The organism is Catalinimonas locisalis (genome assembly GCF_038039535.1).
Lineage (GTDB): Bacteria > Bacteroidota > Bacteroidia > Cytophagales > Cyclobacteriaceae > Catalinimonas.
In genome coordinates this window covers 1-21,964 of sequence record NZ_JBBPHP010000025.1, presented here as the reverse complement: position 1 = coordinate 21,964, position 21,964 = coordinate 1, and the positions used below count along the sequence as shown (strand labels likewise).

Here is a 21,964-nt window from a genome sequence, read left to right as displayed (position 1 = left end):
TACAGAATTACTTCATTCATTTGCATAACTCAAAGCAGGCAAATGAAGCACTACATTTTTTTACTCGCACTGATGTTACTTTCAGCATCATTGACGGCTCAGGGAGACAATACGATTTCCGGAAAAGTATCGGAGGCCAGTGCTAATGAACCGCTTCCCTATTCGTCCGTCTCTGTTTTTTCTGTCCCGGACAGTACCTTGGTGAGCGGAGTGATTACTGATGAAGAGGGGCTGTTTTCTATTGAAGGTTTAAGGAAAGGTAAATATAGCCTGCATTTTTCTTTTGTCGGTTATCAGCCCAGGAATGTGGATGTTTTGTTAGGTGAACTCAATACGTATTTTGATGTAGGTACTATTGCGCTGGAGGCAGTTAGCGCTCAACTGGATGAGGTAGTGGTGGAAGGGCAAAGGGAAATTGTATCCTCCGGCCTTGATCAAAAATCCTTTAATGTAGACAATATCCTTTCCCAGTCTGGCGGCTCAGTACTGGATGTGATGAAAACCATGCCCGGCGTAACGGTAGATCAGGAGGGAAAAGTAATCCTCCGGGGGAGCGATAAAGTGGCAGTCCTGATAGATGGTAAGCAGTCCAGCCTTACCGGTTTTGGCAACCAGAAAGCCCTGGATAATATTCCCGCTGCCAATATTGAACGCATTGAGATCATCAACAACCCATCTGCTAAGTACGATGCCTCAGGCATGGCCGGTATCATCAATATCATTTATAAGAAAGAAAAAGAATCCGGTTTCAGCGGTGATGTGGGATTAAGTCTTGGTTTAGGCGCGTTTTCAGCACCACCCAGGGAAGATCTGCCCACCGAACTTGGCAGCTTCCAAAATAACCCTAAGGCTATCCCCAGCCTCAACCTGAACTATCGTACACCCAAGCTCAATTATTTTCTGCAATCGCAAGTCATTTTGCAGGAGGCGCTTCCCAACAATGAATTTACCATCCGTAACTATAGTGATGGGCGGAATACCATTTCACAGGTACCTGAAAACCGCCGACAGGTACACTATATCCTGAACGGAGGCGTAGACTGGAACCTGGATGACAATAACACCCTTACCTTCTCTGGTATTTATGACTTTGAAAGACACGTGGATACAGCACAGGTGGCCTACATTGATCAGAATGCAGAAAGGCGCTACCGCTACTACGCCTGGAATGAGGAAGAGGTAACCGGCTATATCAATCTCTCAGCACAGTACAAACATAAATTTGAATCCGCCGGGCATACGCTGGACGCTGGGCTTCAGTACACCCGGGGCTGGGAAGACGAAACCTATTCCCTCAACGATAGCTCAGCTGTGCGACAAGGTAAAGACAAGACCAATATCCTGGCGATTGAACATACCACCACCGCCAGTATTGACTATGTGAAACCGCTGATGAGCGGCAGGCTGGAAGCCGGTGCCAAAGTAAGAATCAGAAGACTGCCGGTAGAGTATGCCATCACTCCCGGAGAAAATTCTATCATTTATCCTGATCTGGGCGATTGGTCCAGATGGGGAGAAGATCTCTATGCTGCTTACCTTAACTATATCTTGGAGCAGCCCTTCTATGATATTGAGGGCGGTATAAGGGCAGAGCAGACCGAAGTGTTTTATAATCTGGACCCGGCTAATGCTTATTATCCCACCAATGATGCTTATGATTATTTCCGGCTGTTTCCTAATATCCGCTTCACCTACAAAATCAATGAAAGCAACCGCCTTTCAGCTTTTTACAATAACCGGGTAGACAGAACCGGCGAGCCCGAACTGCGGGTCTTCCCCAAATTTGATGATCCTGAACTGCTCAAAGTAGGTAATCCTTACCTTCGCCCTCAATTTACCCAGACTTTTGAGCTGGCCTATAAATACCTCTGGGCCACTGGTTCTATGTATGTGGCGGGCTTTCATCGTATTATTGAAGATCCTTTCATGCGTATTTTTGCCATTGACAGCAGTAATACTGATTATAATATCATCAACAAAACTTATCAAAACACCGGGGGGGCTACCAATACTGGGGTTGAACTTATCCTTACCCAGGATATCAATGAATTTGCCAAGCTATCGGGTAGTTTCAACTGGTACAACAATCATATTGATGCCTATACGGGCACAATACTTTTTCCTTATGAACGTCCATTTAACATCAATGAGTATGATGATAATACCTGGGATTTCAAACTCAATGGCCTGTTCAACTTGCCTAGAGATATTCAGCTTCAACTGACAGGAATCTATTACGCACCGAAAAATATTCCCCAGGGAGAGCAGCTTTCCCGTTCCTCAGTGGATTTAGGTATCAAAAAAGGCATGATGAATGGCAAAGGAGAACTCACCTTCTCTATCAGCGATATGTTTTACAATTTTGGTATCCGACAGGATATTGTGGAGGAAGCCTTTACAGCTCGTTATGAGAACAATTACGAGACGCAGGTAATGCGACTAGACTTTAACTATAAGTTTTGATTTAAGCAATGCAAATTATTTAAGTAGAGCATGTAATTGACTTTAATTTTATGAAAGATTCAGTAAACGAAGGAGTGAAAGATATCTCCGAAAAGACTATTGATATTAAAGATGAGGTGTTTAAAGAACCTACCAACCGGGTAGATGACTTTAAATTCAGCAAAAAAGTAGCTACCGTCTTTGATGACATGGTGAGCCGTTCTGTTCCCTTCTACGGGGAAATGCAGCGCATGGTGGCTGAAATCGCCGCTGATTTTGCTATGCCCGGCTCAGTGGTTTACGACCTGGGCTGCTCTACCGGTACCACTATGATTGGTATGGACAGCATGCTGGACAACAGTATTAAATTTGTGGGCATAGATGAGTCGGATGATATGCTCAGCAAGTGTGATGAGAAGCTCAAAGAAGCAAATTTCACCAGAGCGTACGAATTAAGGAATACGAATCTGCACCAAGGTATACAATTAGAGAATGCTTCCGTGGTGGTGCTTTGCCTTACCCTTCAGTTTGTGCGTCCCCTTTACCGGGACAAACTGATCACCGAGATTTATGAGCAGATGAACCCCAATGGCGCATTAATCCTGGTGGAGAAAGTGCTGGGTGAAGATTCTATTTTCAACCGCCTGTTTATCAACTACTATTATAATTATAAACGAAGGAATAGCTATAGTGAAATGGAAATATCGCAGAAGCGTGAGGCGCTGGAAAATGTGCTGATCCCTTACAAACTGATGGAGAACCGGGAAATGCTGCTCAACCATAAATTCCGGTACTTTGAGGTCTTTTTCAAATGGTATAACTTCTGTGGACTCGTAGCTGTAAAATAATGGTTAAAATAGGTAATTTCATCTTTCACTACCGGAACTTCATGTTTCCGGTATTTTATCTGGCACTTTTTCTTCCCTCTCCTCCCATCTTTGGACATTATGTAACAGCCATCATATTGGGAGGAATCATAGCCCTTACGGGACAAAGTATACGCTGGACAACCATAGGATTGGTGTATATTATCCGTGGTGGCAAAAACCGACAGGTATATGCTGAGAAGCTGGTTACTGACGGTATTTTCGCTCACTGCCGGAACCCCATGTATGTAGGAAATGTGCTGATGCTGATTGGTACCGGAGTACTGGCCAATAGTTTATACTTTCTACTGATCGGAGGGCCTTTCTTTATCTTTGTGTATCAGGCAATCATCATGGCAGAAGAAAATTTTCTGCATAACAAATTTGGCGCTGAGTTTGAAGCCTACAAAGCCACTACCGGACGTTGGATTCCTAAATTCAAAGGGCTGGGTACGACTTTAAACAGCATGACTTTTCAGTGGAAGCGGGTCATTCTTAAAGAGTACAACACCTCGTATATCTGGTTGCTGGGCTGCATGCTCTTGATCCTGAAACAGACCTATGAGCATGAACCTACAGCAGCGTTTGATAATGCTTTGCACATTCTTATCGGGGTGATTGCCTTGATTACATTGACCTATGGTACCATTAAGTACCTGAAAAAAATCAAAAGATTTACCAGTGCCTGAGTAGTTTGACTAATTTTCGGATGTGCCAAAAAGTTGCTTAATTTCGATTTGTACTAGGGGGATAGAATTATTAGTTAGTAACCTCAAACCTAATCGTAAAAGTATAAGCGTGCTCTTCAAAAATTTTATCTACCTTGATCTGCATGTATTTTTCATTCAGTTCATCCACCATCCAGTTTTCAAAAGTGTAGGATTCTTCTGTTTCATAGCCATAGAGCATGCTGTGGCCGGAGTCAAAAAGAGAGACTGAAAAGATACTGTGGTCATCATTGAGCTTCCATCCGGCAATGTGGGGGATGTAGGATAGGTCATTCTCCTTGCAAAGTGTACTACCTTCTTCAGCATGCAGTTCGCCTACAGCACCGGTACCGGGAGCTTCTGTGAAGAAGATATTGTCTTTGATACAGGCAGGTAGTTGTTCGTACCAGTCCAGCACTTCACCATCACTTTTTCTCTCTGCCTGTATGGAGACTACCTTCCAGCTTTTCTCATGCAGTAATTCTTTGAGAGGATACTTGGGTGTAACTTCAACCTGAGAATTACAGGAAACAAGGCATAGCATGGCTAGCCAGAAAAAAGCAAAATAGTTTTTCATGGGGTATAAAAATTTAATAATCCAGTACTATGGTATTGGCAATAGTGGTTCTTTCCAGTCTTTTTTGTTGCTGATCTCTTTGAGTCTGTAAAGATCGGCAATGAGCCACTTCTAACAAAAACTTATCTGATCTTTCTAGCATCTCACTGGCTAATTGCAGATAGTCTTCAGAGAAAGATTGCAGTCGCATCCTTTCAGTTTCTGTCATGGAAAAACGAGTTGGTTGTTTTAGGACTTCATCCATTTCCGTAGACTTTAAGATCAGGTCTTCTGCTAAATATTGAAAAGCCACGGCGGCATAGGCCTTTCGTTCATTGGCTATGCTTTGAAAGCTGTTGGAAAGCGCATGAGATCTTTGTTTCGCTTCCCGAAAAGAAGACAGATCATCAGGCAAAGGATCAGCAGAGCTTGTAAGGAATACATCCCGATAAATCCTATCCGGAGAGTCTTCAAAGAGAGGATGCTCCACAACAAAATCTATCTCCAATCCTGGCTGTACTACTCCATTGACCAACTCATTGGCCAGATAAATTGACTTAGACAAATCTGCCCAGTGCAGATCCCGTATGCTCTCTGCCTGCTTGAGATCATCCAGTACCTGTTGCTGTAGCATTTCAATACGGGTATAGCTGGCAAAGATATCTTCAGTCAAGTCCAGAGTTTTCTTGTACTGCTGTTGTTTGATGATGTTTAGTGCCAGGTTTTCACTGCTTTTGGCAATGGCTTGTTTGTCTATGACAAAGATGACATAGGGCTGGGCTTTTGCTGAAAATGATAGCAAAAGCATGAGCATCAAGAGGTATTTCCAGATCATAAGCATGTTATTAATTCAATACAATGGAGTTGCTGAGAGTACTTCCCTTTCCTGTTTAAGCTTGTATGTATTCACCACCTGTTGCTTTTGAAAGGAAGGTGTTGAAGCCTGCCTAATCAACTGATCGGCTTTCTCCTTCAACTGCTTCGCTGCAAGTAAATGATCCTGCATCCGGCTAATCATTTCCAGTCGTTCTGCTTCAGTCATGGAAAATACCTGATCCGTATTGAGCAATGTACGTAGCTCCTCTGCCTGTTCTGTCTTCGTCTGTGCTAAGACCTGCCAGGCTATGGCAAGCTGTAGCTTTCGTCTCTGACTCATCTCTTCTAAGGCAGTGACATTGAGATTTATCTGTTGTTGATAAGCTTCAAAGGGAGCAAGCTGGGTAAAGATGATATCATCCCGATATGGTATGATAAGGTCATGTAGCATCTGGCTTTTTTCTATAGGTTCAGTCTGCTCATGATACAGCTCATGAAGTTGAGCAGCAAAAGTATAGTCATCCAGATGATGAGAAGAACCTACTGCCTGACCTATAGCCTGTTGTTCTTGTCCAGCCTCTGAAATCCTAAGTCCTGCGGTGCTGGTAGTTTGCTTGAGGAATTCCCGGTAGTCATACTGAAGCTGGTCAGTAGCTTCCACATTTTCTTTGGTATCTTCAGTTGCTTCCCGGATCACTTCCAGCAGCGCTGCCTGTTTGAGGTTGGTTTTCATGTGGTCATCCAGGCTTTCTTTGAGCAGATTATCCATTACAGGAATCATTTGCTGGGCCTGCACCTGAAAGCTGAATATCAATACAATGGTTAGTGGAAGAATAAATGCTTTTTTCATGGGGAAGAGAAAAGTTTGATTAATCATATACATACAAAGGAGTAGCAGAGAGCACTTCTCTTTCAAGTTGTTGCTCGTAATGCTTGAGTGGCCCTGATTGACTTTTTTCTGCTTCCTTCATCACATCCAGCACCAGTTGATCGGATTGCAGCTTGAGATCCATGCTTTTTAAGATATAATCATGAGCCTGTTTGATGCTGGAAAGCCTTTCTCCTTCTGTCATAGAAAAACGTTCATTGACAAGCAGGGCCTGGCTAAGTTCTTGGGCTTTTTCCAGCAAGTCTGCTGCTACCTGATTGTAAGAAAGCGCTACCTGTAACTTCTTTTTATAAGCCATCTCATCAAAGGCCGCCCGATTAACTGAGAGTTTCTCCAGCGTCATTTGCAAAGCAGTAAAGTTAGGAGGTAGTGGACTATCTGATCCAAAGCCATCCAACTCCTGGTAAAGTCTCAGACCACCTTCTATGCCTTCAAGGGTTTGGTATGCCTCTTTGAGCATACCAATTTCTTCATAAGCCGGTACATAAACATCCATAGAAGTTTGTAAGGCTAAAGCATGGGCTTCGCTTTCCACCAGGTCTGCCCATTGCAGTTCCTGAACCGTTTCAGCTTGCTTTAGAAATTCCTTGTAGTCATACTGTAGTTCATAGATATCTGAAACTTTATCTCTGATCAAAAAGGAAACCGCAAGCTGATCCTCCAGTTTGTCTAGTTGGTCATCCAACGTTACTCCATTGGCAATGGTGATGGCAATATGGGCAGGATCTACTACCGGTATTCCTTGGGCACAGGTAAATCCAAAAAGAGTAATCATAACTAAGATAATGACGATTGATTGTTTCATGATTAATACTTTCAAGGTTAATTTTCTTTAGATAAATACAGGGGAAAGCCGTCCGGTAAAAAGATCGTGATCTTCTTTCTTCTGGAGCCTTGCAGGATATTGCGTCCCAGTTCAGTAGCGACATCTAAAGGAAGATCCTGCACAGACCGCTGTCCCTGACGGTAAACCGTTTGCCTTGTGACTTCTTCCAGTACATTTTTAGATTCATCCAGCAAAATACCTTCATGATAGGTATGATGATGGACCTGCAATTGTACCGGAGTCTGAAGAATCCTTGAAACCATAACCAGGATACGGTTCTGGGCTATTCTTGCTGTTCCATACAAGATGGTTCCCACAGGAAAGCTTTGTCCATCAAAAGACAAATCTTCCGTTAACCGCAGGCTCAGCATGCTGTTGTTGCTCAACAGCTGATCTTCATGCACTACACAGGCTGTAAAGCTTTGTTGAGAAGCAGTAGCAGCTACTCTCACCGGCTGAAAGAAATCTGTGCTTTTCACCTCAATTTCTTGTTGGATCACTGCTGCTGCTTTTTGGGCAAGCTGGGGTTTTCTTTTTATTGGTTTTGCAGTATTCTTTCTATACCTAATTTCGTGCTGAGGTGCAGCCTGAACCACTACTGTTTTCAATGTATCGGCGACTATATAAACAGAGTCATCTACCGATACAGCTTTAGGATTCACTTTTTGATGCATCATCTGCCAATCAGGATTTGTCACTTTTAGTTTCGCTGAGGCTTTACTAGACATCTCTTTTCTTCTTTCCTTTGCTTCTTTTTTGAGCACTTCCTCATAGACGGCTGTCTTATCCGGAAGGCTTTTAGGATGAATATTCTCTTCCCAGCCAAAGCTTGGCAGAGGTGTACCTTTTAGTGCCTGTAAAAGTCCTTGACCCTTGAAGTGTAGCAATGTAATAAACACCGCTGCTACACCTACAATGAGTAAGAGACTGTATCTGGATAAGTTTTTCAGGAGTTTCTCTTTCCAGCTTTTGGCTGCCACCGGGGCTTCAAAGCGAAGCTTTTCAGCGTTTATATGCTCCTCATCAATATTATCTTTAAAATCCATCCTTTTTTGAAGTTTATAAGTTCAATGTTCAGAGTTCAAAGTTGTCTTAATCTCCCAGTCTGAATCTGAACTGTGAACAGTGAACTAATACAAATTCGCCCGTTTGATCAATTGATAAGGAAGCTTAAGCGAGACACTGCGACGTGCTCCTTTTTCTCTAAGCGTAGCAATAACAGACTCCTTTCTTTCCAGTGCCTGCAGTGGTAGTATATAGTAGAGATAGTCAGTTGAATAAGGTAAGATATCATTGATCTGCAGATTTTCAGTCTCTGTTATCGGAAAGTGAGCCACCTGCGTTTTGGCAAAGAACCCTTTCTTGTACTTTTTGAGTCTTTCAAAACCTACAAACTCAGTTTGATAGACTACGGAAGTATGGTTCTTCACCCTGAACTTGAGATAGGTAGCCTGATGATCATGCAGTATGCCTACCAGCCTGAAAGTGATGCCATTTTCCTTGTTGCCGACATAATGAAGATCTGTTGGGCTCTCAAGTACTTTGAATCTCTTTTCAACTTCACTAATCATTGACTCTTCCTGCTCCCAAATATTTTTCCTAAAGTCATAGAAGGCTTTAGGATGAGAATGAAAGACAAGCACCCCTTGAAAAGGTTTACCACCTACCACAGCATAAAATGGCGTAGGAGGGACAGTATCAGCTTTTGCAATCACCATGACACTTTTGCCTTCAATGCTGGCTTGAAAAAGCATAGGATTTCCTATGTCTGCTAAACTCACCACCTCATCAAAGAGTAGGTAAGACTTCGCCTGATCGGACACATAAATGGTATCTTGGCCAAAACTGTGAGTAGATAATAAGAACAATAAAACGAGTAATACACTGAATCTGATCATAGTTTCTTGTCTTCTTTACGAGGGTAGGCGATAAAATCAAAATCAGTGAGCAAAAGACCATAAGGATTCTTTTCATGCCGGTAGGCTTGAACCACTTTAAAGCTTGCTGCAATGGGAAGACTGCGGACATTGTCTCCGATATGTACCTCCTGTAAAGCATAGAATTTACCTTCTATGGGCAAAGTGTTCATATCCAGTACCACAGAGTCTAATTTGACTTCAGTATGAGAGCCATAACGGACATAGTTTTTCTGCACTTCCCCTTCCTCAAAGTCATGGTATATTCTTTTACCTGATTCTTCATCAATGAGGTTCAGCGCATAGTTGATATGCTCATAATACGTCTCAGCACTATGGGCAAACATATGCTTGACAAAAGTCTCCACATGGTTCTGGGTCTCAATGCGTGATACTTTTCTTCCATCATAGTAGCTGGCAGGAAAGGTGCCCCAGGAGGTAATGACATAGGTCTGTTGCTGATAATACTCTGCTACTTTTCTGTACTGTATGATGTAGATCACAGTAGCAGTGATAAAACCCAGGATGCTGACAGCTGCCAGCATCTGCATGGTCTTGAAGGTCTTGTTAAAGTCTTTTACGTTTGACATGGTTCGTTTAAATGTATGGTTTGAATAAAGTGAACATTAGGATGATCCTCCCTGGGGTCGTTGTCTATGAGCGTATCTAGCTGCCTGAACACCAGCATTGGCTGATGAACTACCTGCTGCTCCGGTACCGACGACTACTTTACTGGCCTGCATGGCCGCCTTTCCCTTTTGGTATGCTATCCCTGCACCAAGCATTGCCGTACTAAACACCCTGCTCTGAAAAACAGCTGCATGCGAATGGCCGATGATATAACTGGTCAGATGGGGTACCATAAAGTAGAGAATGACAATGACCAGACTAACCAGCACAAAGTTGGTGGTGCTTAGCTCATCAGGGAATAGATAACCATTGAAGTAGAGGCTGTTGAACTCTGATACCAGGGTATCCAGAATAATGAGCGTAACGCTCCAGAACTGCACCGTCAGATAGCTTTGCAGCCACTTCATAGCCAGGTTATTCAAGCCAGGAATCACAGACAATCCAATGGCCAGTGGTCCTACGATGTAGAGAAACGCCAGCAGCACCAGACGGATCAGCTCAATGCCTTTTCTTACGATATGCACGAAAGATCCTTCCAGCAAAGCCAATAGCCAGTTGACCAGGTCAAACTGCATCAGGCGAGTAAAGGATGCATACAGCTCTTCCATATTGCTGGGCAACTCTCCGTTCTGACTTCCCGGCAAGAGCAGGTTCCACATTTCAGCAAGCTTCTGCATGAAAGTTCTGTCAGGGCCTATATAATCTGAGATAGATTGAATGGTTGCACTGATTACATCCAGAAAGTCTGTGTAGAAAGTAAGTCCAATCCACAGCACCACGCCTCTCACCATAGGCTGAAAGTCCAGGCGGAAGCGCTGGGAGAAGACCAGTGCCGCAAAGACCTGGTTGAACATCACGATCAACAGAAAGACCGGAATCATCGCCAGTCCAATCCCTAATGTCCTTTCCAGCAAGGTATTGACAGCCGCTAAAAACTCAGCACTCGCAGCAACGTTGTTCATTACAAATTAAAAATTGAAGATTAAAAATTGCTTGGAATAGTAGGCCCTCAAGAATATATACAGTCTCAATAATTTTCAATTTGTAATCTTCAATCTGGAATTTTGAACAAATTGGTTGACAGCAAAAGGCAGATTGCCCTGATAGCGCTCAATGAGCTTCTTGAGATAGTTTCGCTCTTCGGGTTTGGAAGAAAGCACCGCATCCATATGAGGAGAGGTTTCCAGTCTGAAGACTCTTGCTTCTTCTCCCTGCTTAATGAAGAGTTCTCTAAATGACTTCTCTACCCTCATGGAGTGGATCAGGTCTACTTCATGATCGGTAAAGCCAAGATGGGCCGCCAGTTCACTTACCAGCCTTTTGTCCTGATGCTTTAAGATGATCTTAGTATCAGCATTGACCAGTACTGCTTCGCCTACACTGGACTTTTTGATCTCTCCCAAGCCTTGTGTGATGATGCAAACAGCACCGTTATTTTTTCTAATCGTTCTAAAAAGCTCATTGATAAACTCCTGCAAGCTTCCTGAAAGCATAGTCCAGGCTTCATCCAGATAGAGGTACTTGATTTCATCAGGATACTTTCTGATCTGGTCCAGGGCAAGTTCAGTGATTAGAAGTGTTACCAGTGGATACAAAACCGGATCAGTATTGATCTTGTCCATGTCAAAACAAACAAGTCTATGCTCACTGATGCTAATCTCCTGTACTGCATTGAGCACTTGCCGATATTCTCCCGAGACAAAAGGCCTCAGCACCGTTAAGAACTGCTCCATATCAAAGTACCTGATCTCAGAGCGGTATTCTTCTTCTGTGTGGTGAATCCTGTGGTACTGCCGAAGGAAATGAAAGAAAGAGTTAACCCCCGGATAGGATGAAGGGTTCTCATCCAGATGTTGGTAGTATCGTGGAAGGATCAATTTGAAGATTGCCCTTTCAGCAGGCTTCAAGTCCTGGCTAGTTGATCCTTCTGATTTACCTCCTTTCCAAATGGTGCTTAGCACTGCAATCAAGAAGTTACTCTTCTCTGCCGTAAGCACATACTTTCCTTGCTTATCTTTCTCTAACAAGAATGGATTAAAAGCCAGGGGCTTTTCCGCACTGTATTCAAAATAGGTCTCATCAAACCGTTTACCATTCAGGGCATAGATCACATTCCTGTATGTACCTCCTTTGTCAATGATGATCTGCCGGGCACCTCGCTCTAACCTCTGGGCAATGAAGTTACCCATAGTGTAAGACTTGCCAGAACCTGAAGGGCCAATGACTACACAGTTCTGATTGGCTTGCCGGGTGTTAAAGAGATTTACCAGCAAAAGATTGCCAAACCTGTCACAAAGGTAGTCGCCTACTCGTTCTCCATGCCAAGAAGTCATAAAGTGCAGGTAACAGGCAGCAAGGTCAGCGGAGGTGATGAGCCAGCGGTAGTGCTGAAAACCGTTGCCCGGCAAAGAAGCAAAGAATAGATTAGCCGTATCAAAACTCTCCACAATAGCCTCTGCTCCATAGAACTGACGAATGGCTGAGATGGTCCTTTCAACATAGGATTTCCTTAAGGGCTCATCACTCTCAAAGACCATCACTGACTGATGAAGGCTCACAAGGCCAGTGTTACCTGATCTGACATAAGCGGTGAACTCTTCTAATTCCCGAGATTTCAACTCATGATCCTGGGTGGTGAGCCACTCTAGTGAATCGTTCAATTTTCTCTCGAAGTCCAGGTTTTTCAGCTCTTTTTCAGTGTCTTCCACCAGCAAACTCTGGGTTACCACATGAGGAAATTGCATGTACTGGGATAGCTGATAGGTATAGGGACTACTCACTCCATAGTGATTTTTGACACTGGCAAAGACTTCACTGCCTTGACCGGTCATAGTAATGACATTGGCTTTCTTTTCTCCCACTGCAAGACCTGAAAGATCATTGTAGATCACCCGGTTGAGACTTGTACACGACTCATCAAAAGAAAGATTGAGGTAGCGCAGGTACAGGTGATTCAACTCCTCTTCTTTAAGTCTGCTAAATGACACATCTTTTAAACTGTAGAGTCCTTTGATAAAGGAGGATGCCAGATTTTCAGCTTCTTTGAGTAAGTCCTCTATGCCATCAAATGGATTTTTTAAGATTGATCCTCCATAAGCAAACATGCTGCTCACTGGGTTGATCCGGTGAATAGATGTGTTGTCCATTCTTCCTTTGGCCCTGCTGGGAAAAGAAAGAAACAGATAACTCTCATGCAAAAGCGTTAATCGGGCAAAGAAATGCTCATGCAGTTTAGATTCATAGTAAGCTGAGCTCTTTATGTTTTCTGCTTTGTATTCTTTGTCAAAATAGACATCCGTCTTTTGCACTACGGTGCCCACCGGCAGCATCTTGAGCTGCTGGCTGAGCACATCATTGGCCTGACTGTACTGGCTTTCCGTCCAGGACTCTAATGGAGCCCCAGACACACGAAAGCCTATGCCTACCCTTCCGTCTTTGAAGATGACTTTATCTTCTTCCAAAGCAAAGATGGGAAGCCGGTCACGCAAGTAGGCAGATTTTTTCTTAACTGGTTTGATCAACATGGTTTGGTTTAATGTGGATTTAATAGTAGTCATTTTGATAGATCATTTCTCCTATTTCCCCAGACTTCCAAACACTTAGGCTGAAAGAAACGATAGGAAAGCAAAGAGAAAAGAAAACTGGGATGCCGACGCAGATTGACGCGCTTCAAAAGAAAGAAAGCAATAACGGTTGCTGCCAGCACCGCAAAGAAATAATACTTGCTTACCGGCAAAAAGAAGTTGATCACAATGCCCAGCACCATGGCCAGCGCCAAACCAAAGAGCAGAGCAAACAAATCCTGCATGGGCAGTCCCAGCAGCTGTGCTTTTCTTTCAATGGATTTAAATGATTTCATTCTGAAGTCTTTTCTAGTTGGTATCGTCTAAAAGGATATCTCCTCCCAAGAATGCGGCAAGGTCATCCACGATGAACTGAAAGCCTCCGAAAAGCGCAATAGCAATCACGATTCCGATCATGAACTCTACTTTGTCAGGTGCCCCGGTGAAGAACTTCATGGCGGCTTTGAATATGCCGATAGCAATGCCAATCAGAAATGCTACATTCAGGATGATGACGATCCAGCTTTTGATGCTGTTCATAGCATTCTCTACCATAGCCTGTCCAAAGGATTGCTGCATGGACAGCACAACAAATAATGTGAGTAGCATCAGCGGCCTGCTCTGGAATAAGTGTGTGGCAAGGTGCAAGACACGAGCTTTGACAAAAACATATAAGTTTTGCATAAGTAAAAAGGGTTTGGTGTACAAAATTGAGTTAATAAATACTTTCTGCATCAGACATCCCAGCTATGCTTTAGCATTTCCAGTCGTTCTACCTGCTTTTCCGGGTTGAGCTTAGGCTGCTTGAGTTTACTGGCTAAGATGAGCTTTGACTTTTCCTCTACTTCATCATGTACCACAAACTCAGAAAGTTTATATTCTTTAACCGGAATAGCAGGATGATTTTGACAGAAAATTTTTTCATGCTGACTGGCTTTTGCCCACCTTTTACACTGCCGGACAACCAAAAAGATCAGCAATACCCACAACAGCAGGGCAACCAAGGCTAGGGGTGAGTTCATTAAGTTTGATAGACTTTGTGTCATTTTGATGTTTCTCTTAAAAATATAATTATTACCAAAGTATCAAATAGCTATAAATATGGATAAATAACGTAAAATGATTATTTATAAATTATTGATTGTTAGGTGATTATAGTAAAAATATTCTTTTGCATGGCAATTAATGGGGCAAAAAATTACTTTCCTTTCTAAGCAATTTTGTAGAACAATATTGTAAAAGTTCAATTATTAGTTGATGTGAAGTATACTTAAACATCATCTGAAAACGCATAGGTCTGTTATGCTAAATAAATATTATTAGTTTTGCGTTGCGAAATGCACCAAAAATAGGTATATTCCGCAACGAAAAACCAAACTATGGGCACTGTAGCAGCATTTGTCAGAGAACTACAATCTTACGAGGAATTTGCTTTCTCCACAGAGGAGTTGCTGCAAAAGACGGCTGCCCCAGAGTCATCGGTCAGAAAAGAGCTCGCCAGGCTTTCCTCTGACCGGCAGGTCATCAACCTCCGGAAAGGATTTTATCTTATCATTCCTCCGCGTTATCAGCATTACGGCAAATTACCCCTTGAACTATATGTAGAGAAGCTCTTCAAATTTTTAAAGAAACCCTATTATATCGGCTTCTATTCAGCAGCAGCCTATTTAGGTGCAGCACACCAAAGGGTTCAGCAGGATTATATGATCACCGTGCCACCGGCATTGAGAAATATTACTAAAGGAAATATCAAAATCAGGTTCTTCAACAGCCAGAACTGGCCGGATAAAAACATCATACAAAAAAAATCGGATGCAGGATATTTCAAACTTTCCTCTCCGGCACTCACCTTTGCGGACTTAATTGAAAACCAACATCAGTTAGGCGGCTTAAACCGGATGCTGGCTATTTTAGAAGAACTTTCAGAATCTTTAGAGAAAAAGGATGTAGAAGACCTGCTTACCTGGTATCATAATAAAAGTGTGTTACAGCGCATGGGTTTCCTGTTGGAGGAAATAGAACTGAATAATAACTTAGCTCAGGTCATTTACGGTCACCTCAGCAAAGAGAATTTTTTTTCTACTCTGCTAAGCCCACATAAAGGACAGAAAGCCGGCAGCACAGGTAACCGCTGGAAAATAGATGCCAACATAGTACTTGAAAGTGATTTATGATTCCTAAACCATACATAGCCCAATGGAAAGATCATGCTCCCTGGAATACAAACGAACAGGTAGAGCAAGACCTGATCATCTCCCGAACACTGGTCGCTTTGTTTTCAGATGATTTCCTTAGGGAAAATCTGGCCTTCAGAGGAGGTACCGCACTGCACAAACTCTACCTGAAACCTGTGGGCGACATTCCGCCTCCAAGGTATTCCGAAGATATTGATCTGGTACAGATCAAAGAAGGCCCCATCAAGCCTATCTTGAAGCAGATTGGAGAGGTTATCAACTTTTTTGAAGAAGAAAGAGTGGTGAAAGTTAAGGCCAATAACAATACTTTGCTTTACCGCTTTTATTCTGAGTATGCACCGGACATACGGCTGCGCTTAAAAATAGAGATCAATTGCAGGGAACATTTTAATGTATTGGAGTGGCAATCTTTTCCTTTTAAAGTCAGCAATGATTGGTTCTCCGGCAAAGCTGAAATTACCACCTATCATATCAACGAATTATTAGGCACCAAACTCAGGGCATTATACCAGCGCAGCAAAGGCAGAGATCTCTTTGACTTATTCTATGCAGATCAGCATATAGCCTTTGATAGAGATCAGCTCATACATTGTTATCAGGAGTATATGGCATTTGTAGTAGGTAAGTCCCCCACCGCGAAACAATTCCTGCTTAACCTGGAAGAGAAACAAGCAAACCCTGATTTTACAGGAGATCTGGAAGGACTTTTACGACCTGGTATAACTTACGATGCGGACAAAGCTTTTGATTGGGTAAAATCTTTGGTGGAAGATGGATTGAACCTCAGATAACGAAACGCCTATTAACAAATATAGACCAATCTTTTTCAATCCCACCTGTACCTCACCGGACTACTGCTCAGGATCTTTGGCTTGACGGAAGCAGTAGGAATGTTACCTTCTGAGGATTGGAAGAGTTATTAGTAAAGTTTGAGAGCATATAAAGATGGCACTAAGAGATGTTTAGATTTTTTTAGAAAATTTAGGCAGAAAAGAGATAGTAAATAGGGATTAAATAAACCAAGGAGTTCTTTCCAAAGCTGAATGAAGTTTAAAATTACCTCCTTGCCGGAGGAAGGCCGCCGTTAGATAGGCTATATTTCCTGCGTACTTAGTAGTGATCGGTTCAGCACACCAAGAATCTGTAGATGCCCAGTTTAGCTTAGTTAAGCTTAACACATGAGAGGCGAAAATTCGCATGTCCGGTTCAATAACTCTTCCGTTTGCATCCTCACTGTAGACGTTAATTTCTAAAGCTTTGGGCGTTCCCAAAGCATTCCGATAAGGGTTATGACCGGAAGTAGAGAGATAGATTTGATTACTACTACCGACAACATATCTACCTCTGGCTAAACTTCCGTTAGTTTCAGCGCGGCTGTCGTAGAAACGTAGTTTGTGATCTGTATTAATCCAGACAAACACATAGTTTCCTCTGGGGCGGATACTTCTAGCAGCTTGTAAAATTACCTTTCGGTCTTCTTTGGAGAACTTAGCTGAGTAGTGAAAACAAACCGTAGGCTCTTCTGAAAGGTCAAGTCTGGCCAGTGTAGTTTTTACAAGTTGATCGTAATGCTTAGCTTTTTCTTCGAAAGAAAAAGCGTCACTACCTCCTGAATAAAATTCCCATCTTCCGTATTGATTAAATACGTTAGCGAATGCCATCAGGCGACTGTTTTGCGCTCTAGAGCTTTGGGTATACGATAAGCCAACGAAAAAGTCACAATCAGGAATAGATTCTGGAAGCACCCAAGGTGTCTGTCCGCATTTGGCAACGATATTCAAGGCTAGATTCAAGTCTTTGAAATCGGGATTTGATAGAGTGGCTGAACTGATCATTTGGCAAGGTATCCCTGCTTCAAATAGTATTCTCTTGACTTTGTAGTAAGGAGAGTTCTCATCATCCTTCGCATATCCCTCATTTGGACAATGAACCAGAAATATTCTTGGTAGATTAGTATTACCGTACCAGTTTGGGTGTTGTTCTAATAGTCTCTTTACCTCTTTCTCCAGATGCTCTTGGTCTGCATTGATGATGGTACTATAGAGAAATTTGGTTCCGAACGTTCTTTCGCTTCCCTTGAATTTAAATTTTCCATTTCTTAGTCTACTAATCAAATCTTCCATCTGCGATGTGAGAGCCCGGCTACACAGAGGGATGATCTCTACATCTTTAGGATTGTTCTCGTAAGAGCCAAAAGCGGTAATCCCTTGCCTTATATCTGCTTCAGCATGGTGTCTAGAAAATTCAACTTGCGGCTCTTTTAGGCTATCTGCTTTCAATTGATGGAGTCCATCGCCACGAGAAGATATAAGCAGAGGTGTACTTGCTAGAGAGATTGCTTGATTAGAAAAGCTAAGTGGAAAAATATTTCGTAGCAGATCATCAACTAGATTTTGGGTGCGCTCAGCCCGCAGTCTTGAAGCATCTCTACCCTGCATCAGAGAAGCTTTTTTAATTTCTTTGGTTAAATCGTAGCGGACATTCTTCCTTTCCAACACCTTTTCAATAAGTGCCAAAGGTAACCTTGGAATTATTTTACTGTTAGGTATCTTCTCTACCAAATCAGTATTAAAGACAAATACTTCGCTGTATTCGCTTTCAACGGTAGTTATCTTGCCTTTAGACCATCCTTGAAGGTTAGCCATACATCTTAAACTATAACCATTTAAAACTTGCGTTGAAAAGCACTCGAGGCACGTAGCTAGATTGATTACGCTTTGTAGTTCTACTGTATAGTCTACTATCAAATATTGCTTTCCGAAGTATTGCCTAATTTGAAAAGAATAAGCTGGGAACAACCGAACAATCTCTGATACCTTATCAGGTGCTGGGTTAGATAATCCTTTTCTATGTGCTACTAGGAGTCCATATCTGTCTTTGTCAATAAACCAACCGTTGGCTGCTAGCTTATTTTTAAAAGTTGATAATATCTCACGACGGCGTTGTCTGTTTTCTTCAATATTATCAGAGAATCCGGTTAGCCGATACAGATTAGTGTACTCAGGGTAACCTTCGGCTGCGTTAAGATTTGGTACGTCTTTACGAAGCGAAGCATTGTTTCTAAGTACCAATGTAGTTTCGACGGCTGTCGTCTTGTATTCAGGCGCGGGTAAACCAAGCTTAGCCGTCTCTTCACGCATCCTTCGGGTTCCTTCTTGTAAGGCTAACACAAAGGCTCTACCCTGCACATCCTTCATTTGACCCAACCATTCCATAATCTTAGGATTTCTGCTGTAGTGCTGTAGCCTTGTATCATCCAGAGAGAAATGATCAGGGACGCTGTGATCTTGAATAATATTACCAGGATTGATTACTACGAAAGCATCTGTATATTTTTCACATTGGATAGGGCGAGTGATAGCATAATCTCTATGCGCTACAGCATTAACAACAGCCTCATCAATAGCGATAAGGGGGTATTCCGGCTCGTCGGTAAATCCACCACCTTCTTTTCGTTTCTGATAGGTTTCGAAGAAAGCTGATTCGCTTATGAATGTCCTGAAGTCGCGGATTTGCTTTGTTAAGGGTCCCTTGAATTTTTTATCATATGTGGGAGTGGGGCGGTTGTCACGTTCTTCATAGGAACTATCAAAACGCAGCAATCGGATATACGCGTGTGCGATACTGTTTCCCGGAAACTGAGAGAAAAACAATTTTCCAGCGTTAGTGAACCATTCTCCGGTGATATCAATGCCACCAGCGCGCTTTAAACAATCAATAGTAGCCCATTCGTAGGAAGTATTACTCAAAAAGCCTTTGACAAATTCTCTGTAAACACCTTGATCTACTTCATCTTCGCTAAACCTTGAGCAATTAGTATTCTCATAATCTACAATTCCTTTTTCTCTTTTTAGCCTTTCGACGTCTTGATCATTTAGTTCCAAATTCTGTATGCCACCTCTTCGGAAAGCTTTGCGGGACTGACCTACAGTAGCGCAAATAGTGTTAACGGAGCAGGAGGTATAGATCAAAACTATTTCTACGTCGTTTCCTACTACTGTTTGTTTATGAACTTTTGCTTGATAATTATGACCCACCAAATAGTCTATGCTACATAGTGAATTTACTTGTTCCTCAGATAGATGATTTAAACCCGGTACACTTCCATCAGAAGCTATGCCCAATACTAACAATCCACCTTCCTTGTTTTCATTAGCAAATGCAGATATTGTTTCAGCTATCTGACTGTTCCGAAAGTTTTTAAGGTCGCCTCTACTTACTTGTCCATTTGATCCTGCTCTGCAAACTTCTTTTCTATCAAAGTGCTGCCCCTCAAAACTCCTGTCATCGCTGACGGTTAGAAAATCCCAATACCTTCCTGGATTATCATATACTTCTTTTGGTAAGTAGTTGTTCGACATTAAGTTTAGGTATTAAATTGAAGTCTTTGTATAAAACAAATAATAATAGTACATGTGCAATTAAACAAAAAATTTTATTTGTCGCTATTTATCAAGCTTTTTCAACTAATCCAGTCATTGCTTTTCAGTAGGGAAGTACAACTGAAATGTGCTCTCGAGAATATATTTATTGTTTTCTGGTAGCCAGATTTTAATTAGTGCTTCATTTTTATCATCACATAGTAATTCGCCATTGGTGGGGTTTTCAAAACATTGCTCTACGAACTGACTTATTTAGCCAAGTAAAATTGTCTACTAAAGCTTTTCCTAGACTCAAGCTCCTCAAGTAAACGGATTAGTCAATTCTATAGCCGCCCAATCCTTCTACTACTGGTCTTTTTTTTTAAATACACTCTCAAGTATTACAAAAAATACAAATACCCACCGCACAAGGTTCATGCAAATGGATAGAGCAATTTAGGCTTGGTTGCTGGAAAATAAGCAAGAAATTCCGGCATAAAGCTATCCCTCAATCCCTCCGCTAGTTTATTCCGTTGCTTCGTTGCCCGAATTCCAGCCTCAAGCCTGATAGTCTGCTCATCAATTTTTTTCACCGTCCCACCCCGGGACACAAACCCATTACACGTATGAAAAAGCACGGAAAATCCCCGGTACGTCAGGATGTCTACCAGATAATCACTGACATTATCCTTGACAAATTAGACCAAGGTGTCATCCCCTGGAAACAACGCTGGAACGCTCAAGGCCCAGCTGCCAATTATCTCACCAAGAAACCCTATCGTGGCATCAATGCATTATTGCTCAACTGCTTTAACTTTGCCCAGCCTTACTTCCTCACTTTCCGGCAAGCCCAACAACTGGGAGGAAGAATAAAGAAGGGTTCCAAATCGCTTCCGGTGATCTACTGGCAGTGGAATTTTTACCGCAAGCTTACCGGCCGCAAGCTCACTGAAGAAGAAGCCAAAGCTCTGCCTAATACTGAAGTGGAACGCAAAGCCTTCCTGCGCTACTATTCAGTATTTAATATCCAGGATACCGAAGGTATTGCCTTTGATTTACCGTCTGAAAACACCTTAATTTTAAATGATGAAGACAAACTGATGCAAGGCTTACAACCTCTTAACACCATGCCGCATCCGGTAGCTGTCAAGACCGAGAGCAATACGCCCTTCTACCACCCAAAAAGGGACTACATCAATATGCCACCCATGACAGCATTTTATAGCACCGAAGCGTATTTTCAGGTACTTTACCACGAACTTACGCATGCTACTGGCCACCAAAAGCGCCTGAACCGTACCAGTGTCACTGAACCCCAACGTTTTGGCTCATGGACGTATGGCCAAGAGGAACTTATTGCCGAGATGGGAGCAAGCTTCCTTTCCAACCTGATGGGATTGCAAACCGAAGAAGAACTTACCGATTCAGCTGCCTATATCCAGGGATGGCTCAAAGTACTGCATGATGACAAGCGTTTCGTCGTAGAAGCAGCCCAACACGCCCAGAAAGCAGTAGATTATATACTAGGTAATAACGAGGGGGGAGATTGACCTTCCTTTTTTTGCTAAAACCATTACAGAATACTCCAAGTGAGAGCTGGAGATGATATAGCATCTACTTTCTCTCGGTGGCACATTCATGGTTTGCAAAAATAGCTTTCCTGCCTTCATCTGTGTCAAGAGCTTCCGTCATAAAGCCAGGTGCTCAGGCTCAGCGAGTATAAGCCTTTTCCTCTTGACACAGATACCCACAACCCACAAGTGGAGCAAAGCTAAGGTGAGGCAAACATGATGTGTCACCTAAAGAAAAAATGCTATGAAACCATCACCTGCTTCACCACTTTACCAAGTCTCAGAAATCACGCTTCACTACCAAAGCAAAGTAAAAGCTTCCCTACGTCCCAAGGTTACCTCTTCAGAAGATGCCTATCGTATCCTCCATCTACATTGGGACAAAAACAAATTGGAACTGCTGGAAGAATTTAAAATCCTGCTGCTCAACCGTGCCAACAAAGTGCTGGGTATTGTCAACATTTCTTCGGGTGGCATTGCCGGGACCGTAGCTGATCCCAAGCTGATATTTGCTGCTGCTTTAAAAAGTTCTGCTAGTTCCCTTATTTTATCACATTATGTAGAGTAGATATTTATGTGAAGTAATGTAGCTAAAGTGCTCATACTGAAGAATTACTCTTTCATTA

20 protein-coding genes are annotated in these 21,964 nt (G+C 42.5%); 7 read left to right on the top strand and 13 right to left on the bottom strand.

From position 1 onward, the window contains the following. Positions 1-42 precede the first annotated feature (42 nt). From WJR50_RS22830 to WJR50_RS22820, 3 genes are read left to right on the top strand one after another with little or no spacing between them, the layout of a single operon-like run. Positions 43-2,463 carry a TonB-dependent receptor gene (locus WJR50_RS22830; RefSeq protein WP_341295632.1) on the top strand — a complete coding sequence of 807 codons (2,421 nt, stop codon included), beginning with the start codon at positions 43-45 and terminating at the stop codon, positions 2,461-2,463. Between the two features lie 50 nt (positions 2,464-2,513). Next, on the top strand, positions 2,514-3,290 hold the full coding sequence (cmoA, locus tag WJR50_RS22825; protein WP_277483102.1) for a carboxy-S-adenosyl-L-methionine synthase CmoA: 777 nt from the start codon (positions 2,514-2,516) through the stop codon (positions 3,288-3,290). Between the two features lie 41 nt (positions 3,291-3,331). Next, entirely contained in the window at positions 3,332-3,997 is a 666-nt protein-coding gene (locus tag WJR50_RS22820) for a methyltransferase family protein (protein ID WP_277483099.1), read from the top strand. 70 nt (positions 3,998-4,067) lie between these two features. On the opposite strand, the gene WJR50_RS22815 is transcribed toward WJR50_RS22820, so the two are convergent. The 12 genes from WJR50_RS22815 to WJR50_RS22760 all read right to left on the bottom strand — a co-directional run bounded on the left by WJR50_RS22815 (position 4,068) and on the right by WJR50_RS22760 (position 14,233). Further along, positions 4,068-4,592: a hypothetical protein gene (locus WJR50_RS22815; protein WP_277483097.1), complete on the bottom strand. Its 525-nt coding sequence runs from the start codon at positions 4,590-4,592 to the stop codon at positions 4,068-4,070. Between the two features lie 13 nt (positions 4,593-4,605). Beyond that, positions 4,606-5,406: a hypothetical protein gene (locus WJR50_RS22810; RefSeq protein ID WP_277483094.1), complete on the bottom strand. Its 801-nt coding sequence runs from the start codon at positions 5,404-5,406 to the stop codon at positions 4,606-4,608. A gap of 15 nt (positions 5,407-5,421) precedes the next feature. Beyond that, positions 5,422-6,237: a hypothetical protein gene (locus tag WJR50_RS22805; protein ID WP_277483092.1), complete on the bottom strand. Its 816-nt coding sequence runs from the start codon at positions 6,235-6,237 to the stop codon at positions 5,422-5,424. A gap of 19 nt (positions 6,238-6,256) precedes the next feature. Further along, positions 6,257-7,081: a hypothetical protein gene (locus tag WJR50_RS22800; protein ID WP_277483090.1), complete on the bottom strand. Its 825-nt coding sequence runs from the start codon at positions 7,079-7,081 to the stop codon at positions 6,257-6,259. A gap of 17 nt (positions 7,082-7,098) precedes the next feature. Beyond that, positions 7,099-8,148: a conjugative transposon protein TraM gene (gene traM, locus WJR50_RS22795; RefSeq protein ID WP_341295631.1), complete on the bottom strand. Its 1,050-nt coding sequence runs from the start codon at positions 8,146-8,148 to the stop codon at positions 7,099-7,101. 84 nt (positions 8,149-8,232) lie between these two features. After that, positions 8,233-9,000: a hypothetical protein gene (locus tag WJR50_RS22790; RefSeq protein WP_277483086.1), complete on the bottom strand. Its 768-nt coding sequence runs from the start codon at positions 8,998-9,000 to the stop codon at positions 8,233-8,235. Further along, positions 8,997-9,608, bottom strand: coding sequence for a conjugal transfer protein TraK (locus WJR50_RS22785; RefSeq protein WP_277483082.1), 612 nt, complete (start codon positions 9,606-9,608; stop codon positions 8,997-8,999). The genes WJR50_RS22790 and WJR50_RS22785 overlap by 4 nt, the downstream gene beginning before the upstream one ends. Positions 9,609-9,644: 36 nt before the next feature. Next, on the bottom strand, positions 9,645-10,610 hold the full coding sequence (locus WJR50_RS22780) for a TraJ family protein (RefSeq protein WP_277483079.1): 966 nt from the start codon (positions 10,608-10,610) through the stop codon (positions 9,645-9,647). A 75-nt stretch (positions 10,611-10,685) separates the two neighbouring features. Further along, positions 10,686-13,172, bottom strand: a complete 2,487-nt coding sequence (locus WJR50_RS22775) for a VirB4 family type IV secretion system protein (RefSeq protein WP_277483077.1) — start codon at positions 13,170-13,172, stop codon at positions 10,686-10,688. A gap of 29 nt (positions 13,173-13,201) precedes the next feature. After that, on the bottom strand, positions 13,202-13,507 hold the full coding sequence (locus WJR50_RS22770) for a hypothetical protein (RefSeq protein ID WP_277483075.1): 306 nt from the start codon (positions 13,505-13,507) through the stop codon (positions 13,202-13,204). A 13-nt stretch (positions 13,508-13,520) separates the two neighbouring features. After that, positions 13,521-13,895 carry a hypothetical protein gene (locus tag WJR50_RS22765; RefSeq protein ID WP_277483072.1) on the bottom strand — a complete coding sequence of 125 codons (375 nt, stop codon included), beginning with the start codon at positions 13,893-13,895 and terminating at the stop codon, positions 13,521-13,523. Positions 13,896-13,945: 50 nt separating this feature from the next. Further along, entirely contained in the window at positions 13,946-14,233 is a 288-nt protein-coding gene (locus tag WJR50_RS22760; RefSeq protein ID WP_277483068.1) for a hypothetical protein, read from the bottom strand. Between the two features lie 357 nt (positions 14,234-14,590). Between WJR50_RS22760 and WJR50_RS22755 the strand changes: the two genes are divergently transcribed. Then, a complete protein-coding gene (locus tag WJR50_RS22755; RefSeq protein WP_277483067.1) occupies positions 14,591-15,385 on the top strand; it encodes a type IV toxin-antitoxin system AbiEi family antitoxin domain-containing protein in 795 nt (264 codons plus the stop codon). Continuing rightward, on the top strand, positions 15,382-16,197 hold the full coding sequence (locus tag WJR50_RS22750) for a nucleotidyl transferase AbiEii/AbiGii toxin family protein (protein WP_277483065.1): 816 nt from the start codon (positions 15,382-15,384) through the stop codon (positions 16,195-16,197). Before WJR50_RS22755 ends, WJR50_RS22750 begins: the two co-directional genes overlap by 4 nt. A gap of 219 nt (positions 16,198-16,416) precedes the next feature. On the opposite strand, the gene WJR50_RS22745 is transcribed toward WJR50_RS22750, so the two are convergent. Beyond that, on the bottom strand, positions 16,417-19,767 hold the full coding sequence (locus WJR50_RS22745; RefSeq protein ID WP_277483060.1) for a Piwi domain-containing protein: 3,351 nt from the start codon (positions 19,765-19,767) through the stop codon (positions 16,417-16,419). Between the two features lie 626 nt (positions 19,768-20,393). On the opposite strand from WJR50_RS22745, the gene WJR50_RS22740 reads away from it, so the two are divergent. Together WJR50_RS22740 and WJR50_RS22735 are read left to right on the top strand one after the other, a co-directional pair. Next, positions 20,394-21,317 (top strand): ArdC family protein, encoded by a 924-nt coding sequence (locus WJR50_RS22740; protein WP_277483057.1) that lies wholly within the window; start codon positions 20,394-20,396, stop codon positions 21,315-21,317. Between the two features lie 265 nt (positions 21,318-21,582). Beyond that, positions 21,583-21,906, top strand: a complete 324-nt coding sequence (locus tag WJR50_RS22735; RefSeq protein WP_341295630.1) for a JAB domain-containing protein — start codon at positions 21,583-21,585, stop codon at positions 21,904-21,906. The last annotated feature ends 58 nt before the right edge of the window (positions 21,907-21,964 follow it).

What these genes read in the sequence shown, in the direction of transcription:
- WJR50_RS22810 (WP_277483094.1), bottom strand. Translation starts at nt 5,406, where the DNA reads ATGATCTGGAAATACCTCTTGATGCTCATGCTTTTGCTATCATTTTCA.
- WJR50_RS22830 (WP_341295632.1), top strand. Translation starts at nt 43, where the DNA reads ATGAAGCACTACATTTTTTTACTCGCACTGATGTTACTTTCAGCATCA.
- WJR50_RS22760 (WP_277483068.1), bottom strand. Translation starts at nt 14,233, where the DNA reads ATGAACTCACCCCTAGCCTTGGTTGCCCTGCTGTTGTGGGTATTGCTG.
- WJR50_RS22740 (WP_277483057.1), top strand. Translation starts at nt 20,394, where the DNA reads ATGAAAAAGCACGGAAAATCCCCGGTACGTCAGGATGTCTACCAGATA.
- WJR50_RS22800 (WP_277483090.1), bottom strand. Translation starts at nt 7,081, where the DNA reads ATGAAACAATCAATCGTCATTATCTTAGTTATGATTACTCTTTTTGGA.
- WJR50_RS22735 (WP_341295630.1), top strand. Translation starts at nt 21,583, where the DNA reads ATGAAACCATCACCTGCTTCACCACTTTACCAAGTCTCAGAAATCACG.
- WJR50_RS22750 (WP_277483065.1), top strand. Translation starts at nt 15,382, where the DNA reads ATGATTCCTAAACCATACATAGCCCAATGGAAAGATCATGCTCCCTGG.
- WJR50_RS22805 (WP_277483092.1), bottom strand. Translation starts at nt 6,237, where the DNA reads ATGAAAAAAGCATTTATTCTTCCACTAACCATTGTATTGATATTCAGC.
- WJR50_RS22755 (WP_277483067.1), top strand. Translation starts at nt 14,591, where the DNA reads ATGGGCACTGTAGCAGCATTTGTCAGAGAACTACAATCTTACGAGGAA.
- WJR50_RS22745 (WP_277483060.1), bottom strand. Translation starts at nt 19,767, where the DNA reads ATGTCGAACAACTACTTACCAAAAGAAGTATATGATAATCCAGGAAGG.
- WJR50_RS22775 (WP_277483077.1), bottom strand. Translation starts at nt 13,172, where the DNA reads ATGTTGATCAAACCAGTTAAGAAAAAATCTGCCTACTTGCGTGACCGG.
- traM (WP_341295631.1), bottom strand. Translation starts at nt 8,148, where the DNA reads ATGGATTTTAAAGATAATATTGATGAGGAGCATATAAACGCTGAAAAG.
- WJR50_RS22815 (WP_277483097.1), bottom strand. Translation starts at nt 4,592, where the DNA reads ATGAAAAACTATTTTGCTTTTTTCTGGCTAGCCATGCTATGCCTTGTT.
- WJR50_RS22790 (WP_277483086.1), bottom strand. Translation starts at nt 9,000, where the DNA reads ATGATCAGATTCAGTGTATTACTCGTTTTATTGTTCTTATTATCTACT.
- cmoA (WP_277483102.1), top strand. Translation starts at nt 2,514, where the DNA reads ATGAAAGATTCAGTAAACGAAGGAGTGAAAGATATCTCCGAAAAGACT.
- WJR50_RS22780 (WP_277483079.1), bottom strand. Translation starts at nt 10,610, where the DNA reads ATGAACAACGTTGCTGCGAGTGCTGAGTTTTTAGCGGCTGTCAATACC.
- WJR50_RS22770 (WP_277483075.1), bottom strand. Translation starts at nt 13,507, where the DNA reads ATGAAATCATTTAAATCCATTGAAAGAAAAGCACAGCTGCTGGGACTG.
- WJR50_RS22785 (WP_277483082.1), bottom strand. Translation starts at nt 9,608, where the DNA reads ATGTCAAACGTAAAAGACTTTAACAAGACCTTCAAGACCATGCAGATG.
- WJR50_RS22765 (WP_277483072.1), bottom strand. Translation starts at nt 13,895, where the DNA reads ATGCAAAACTTATATGTTTTTGTCAAAGCTCGTGTCTTGCACCTTGCC.
- WJR50_RS22820 (WP_277483099.1), top strand. Translation starts at nt 3,332, where the DNA reads ATGTTTCCGGTATTTTATCTGGCACTTTTTCTTCCCTCTCCTCCCATC.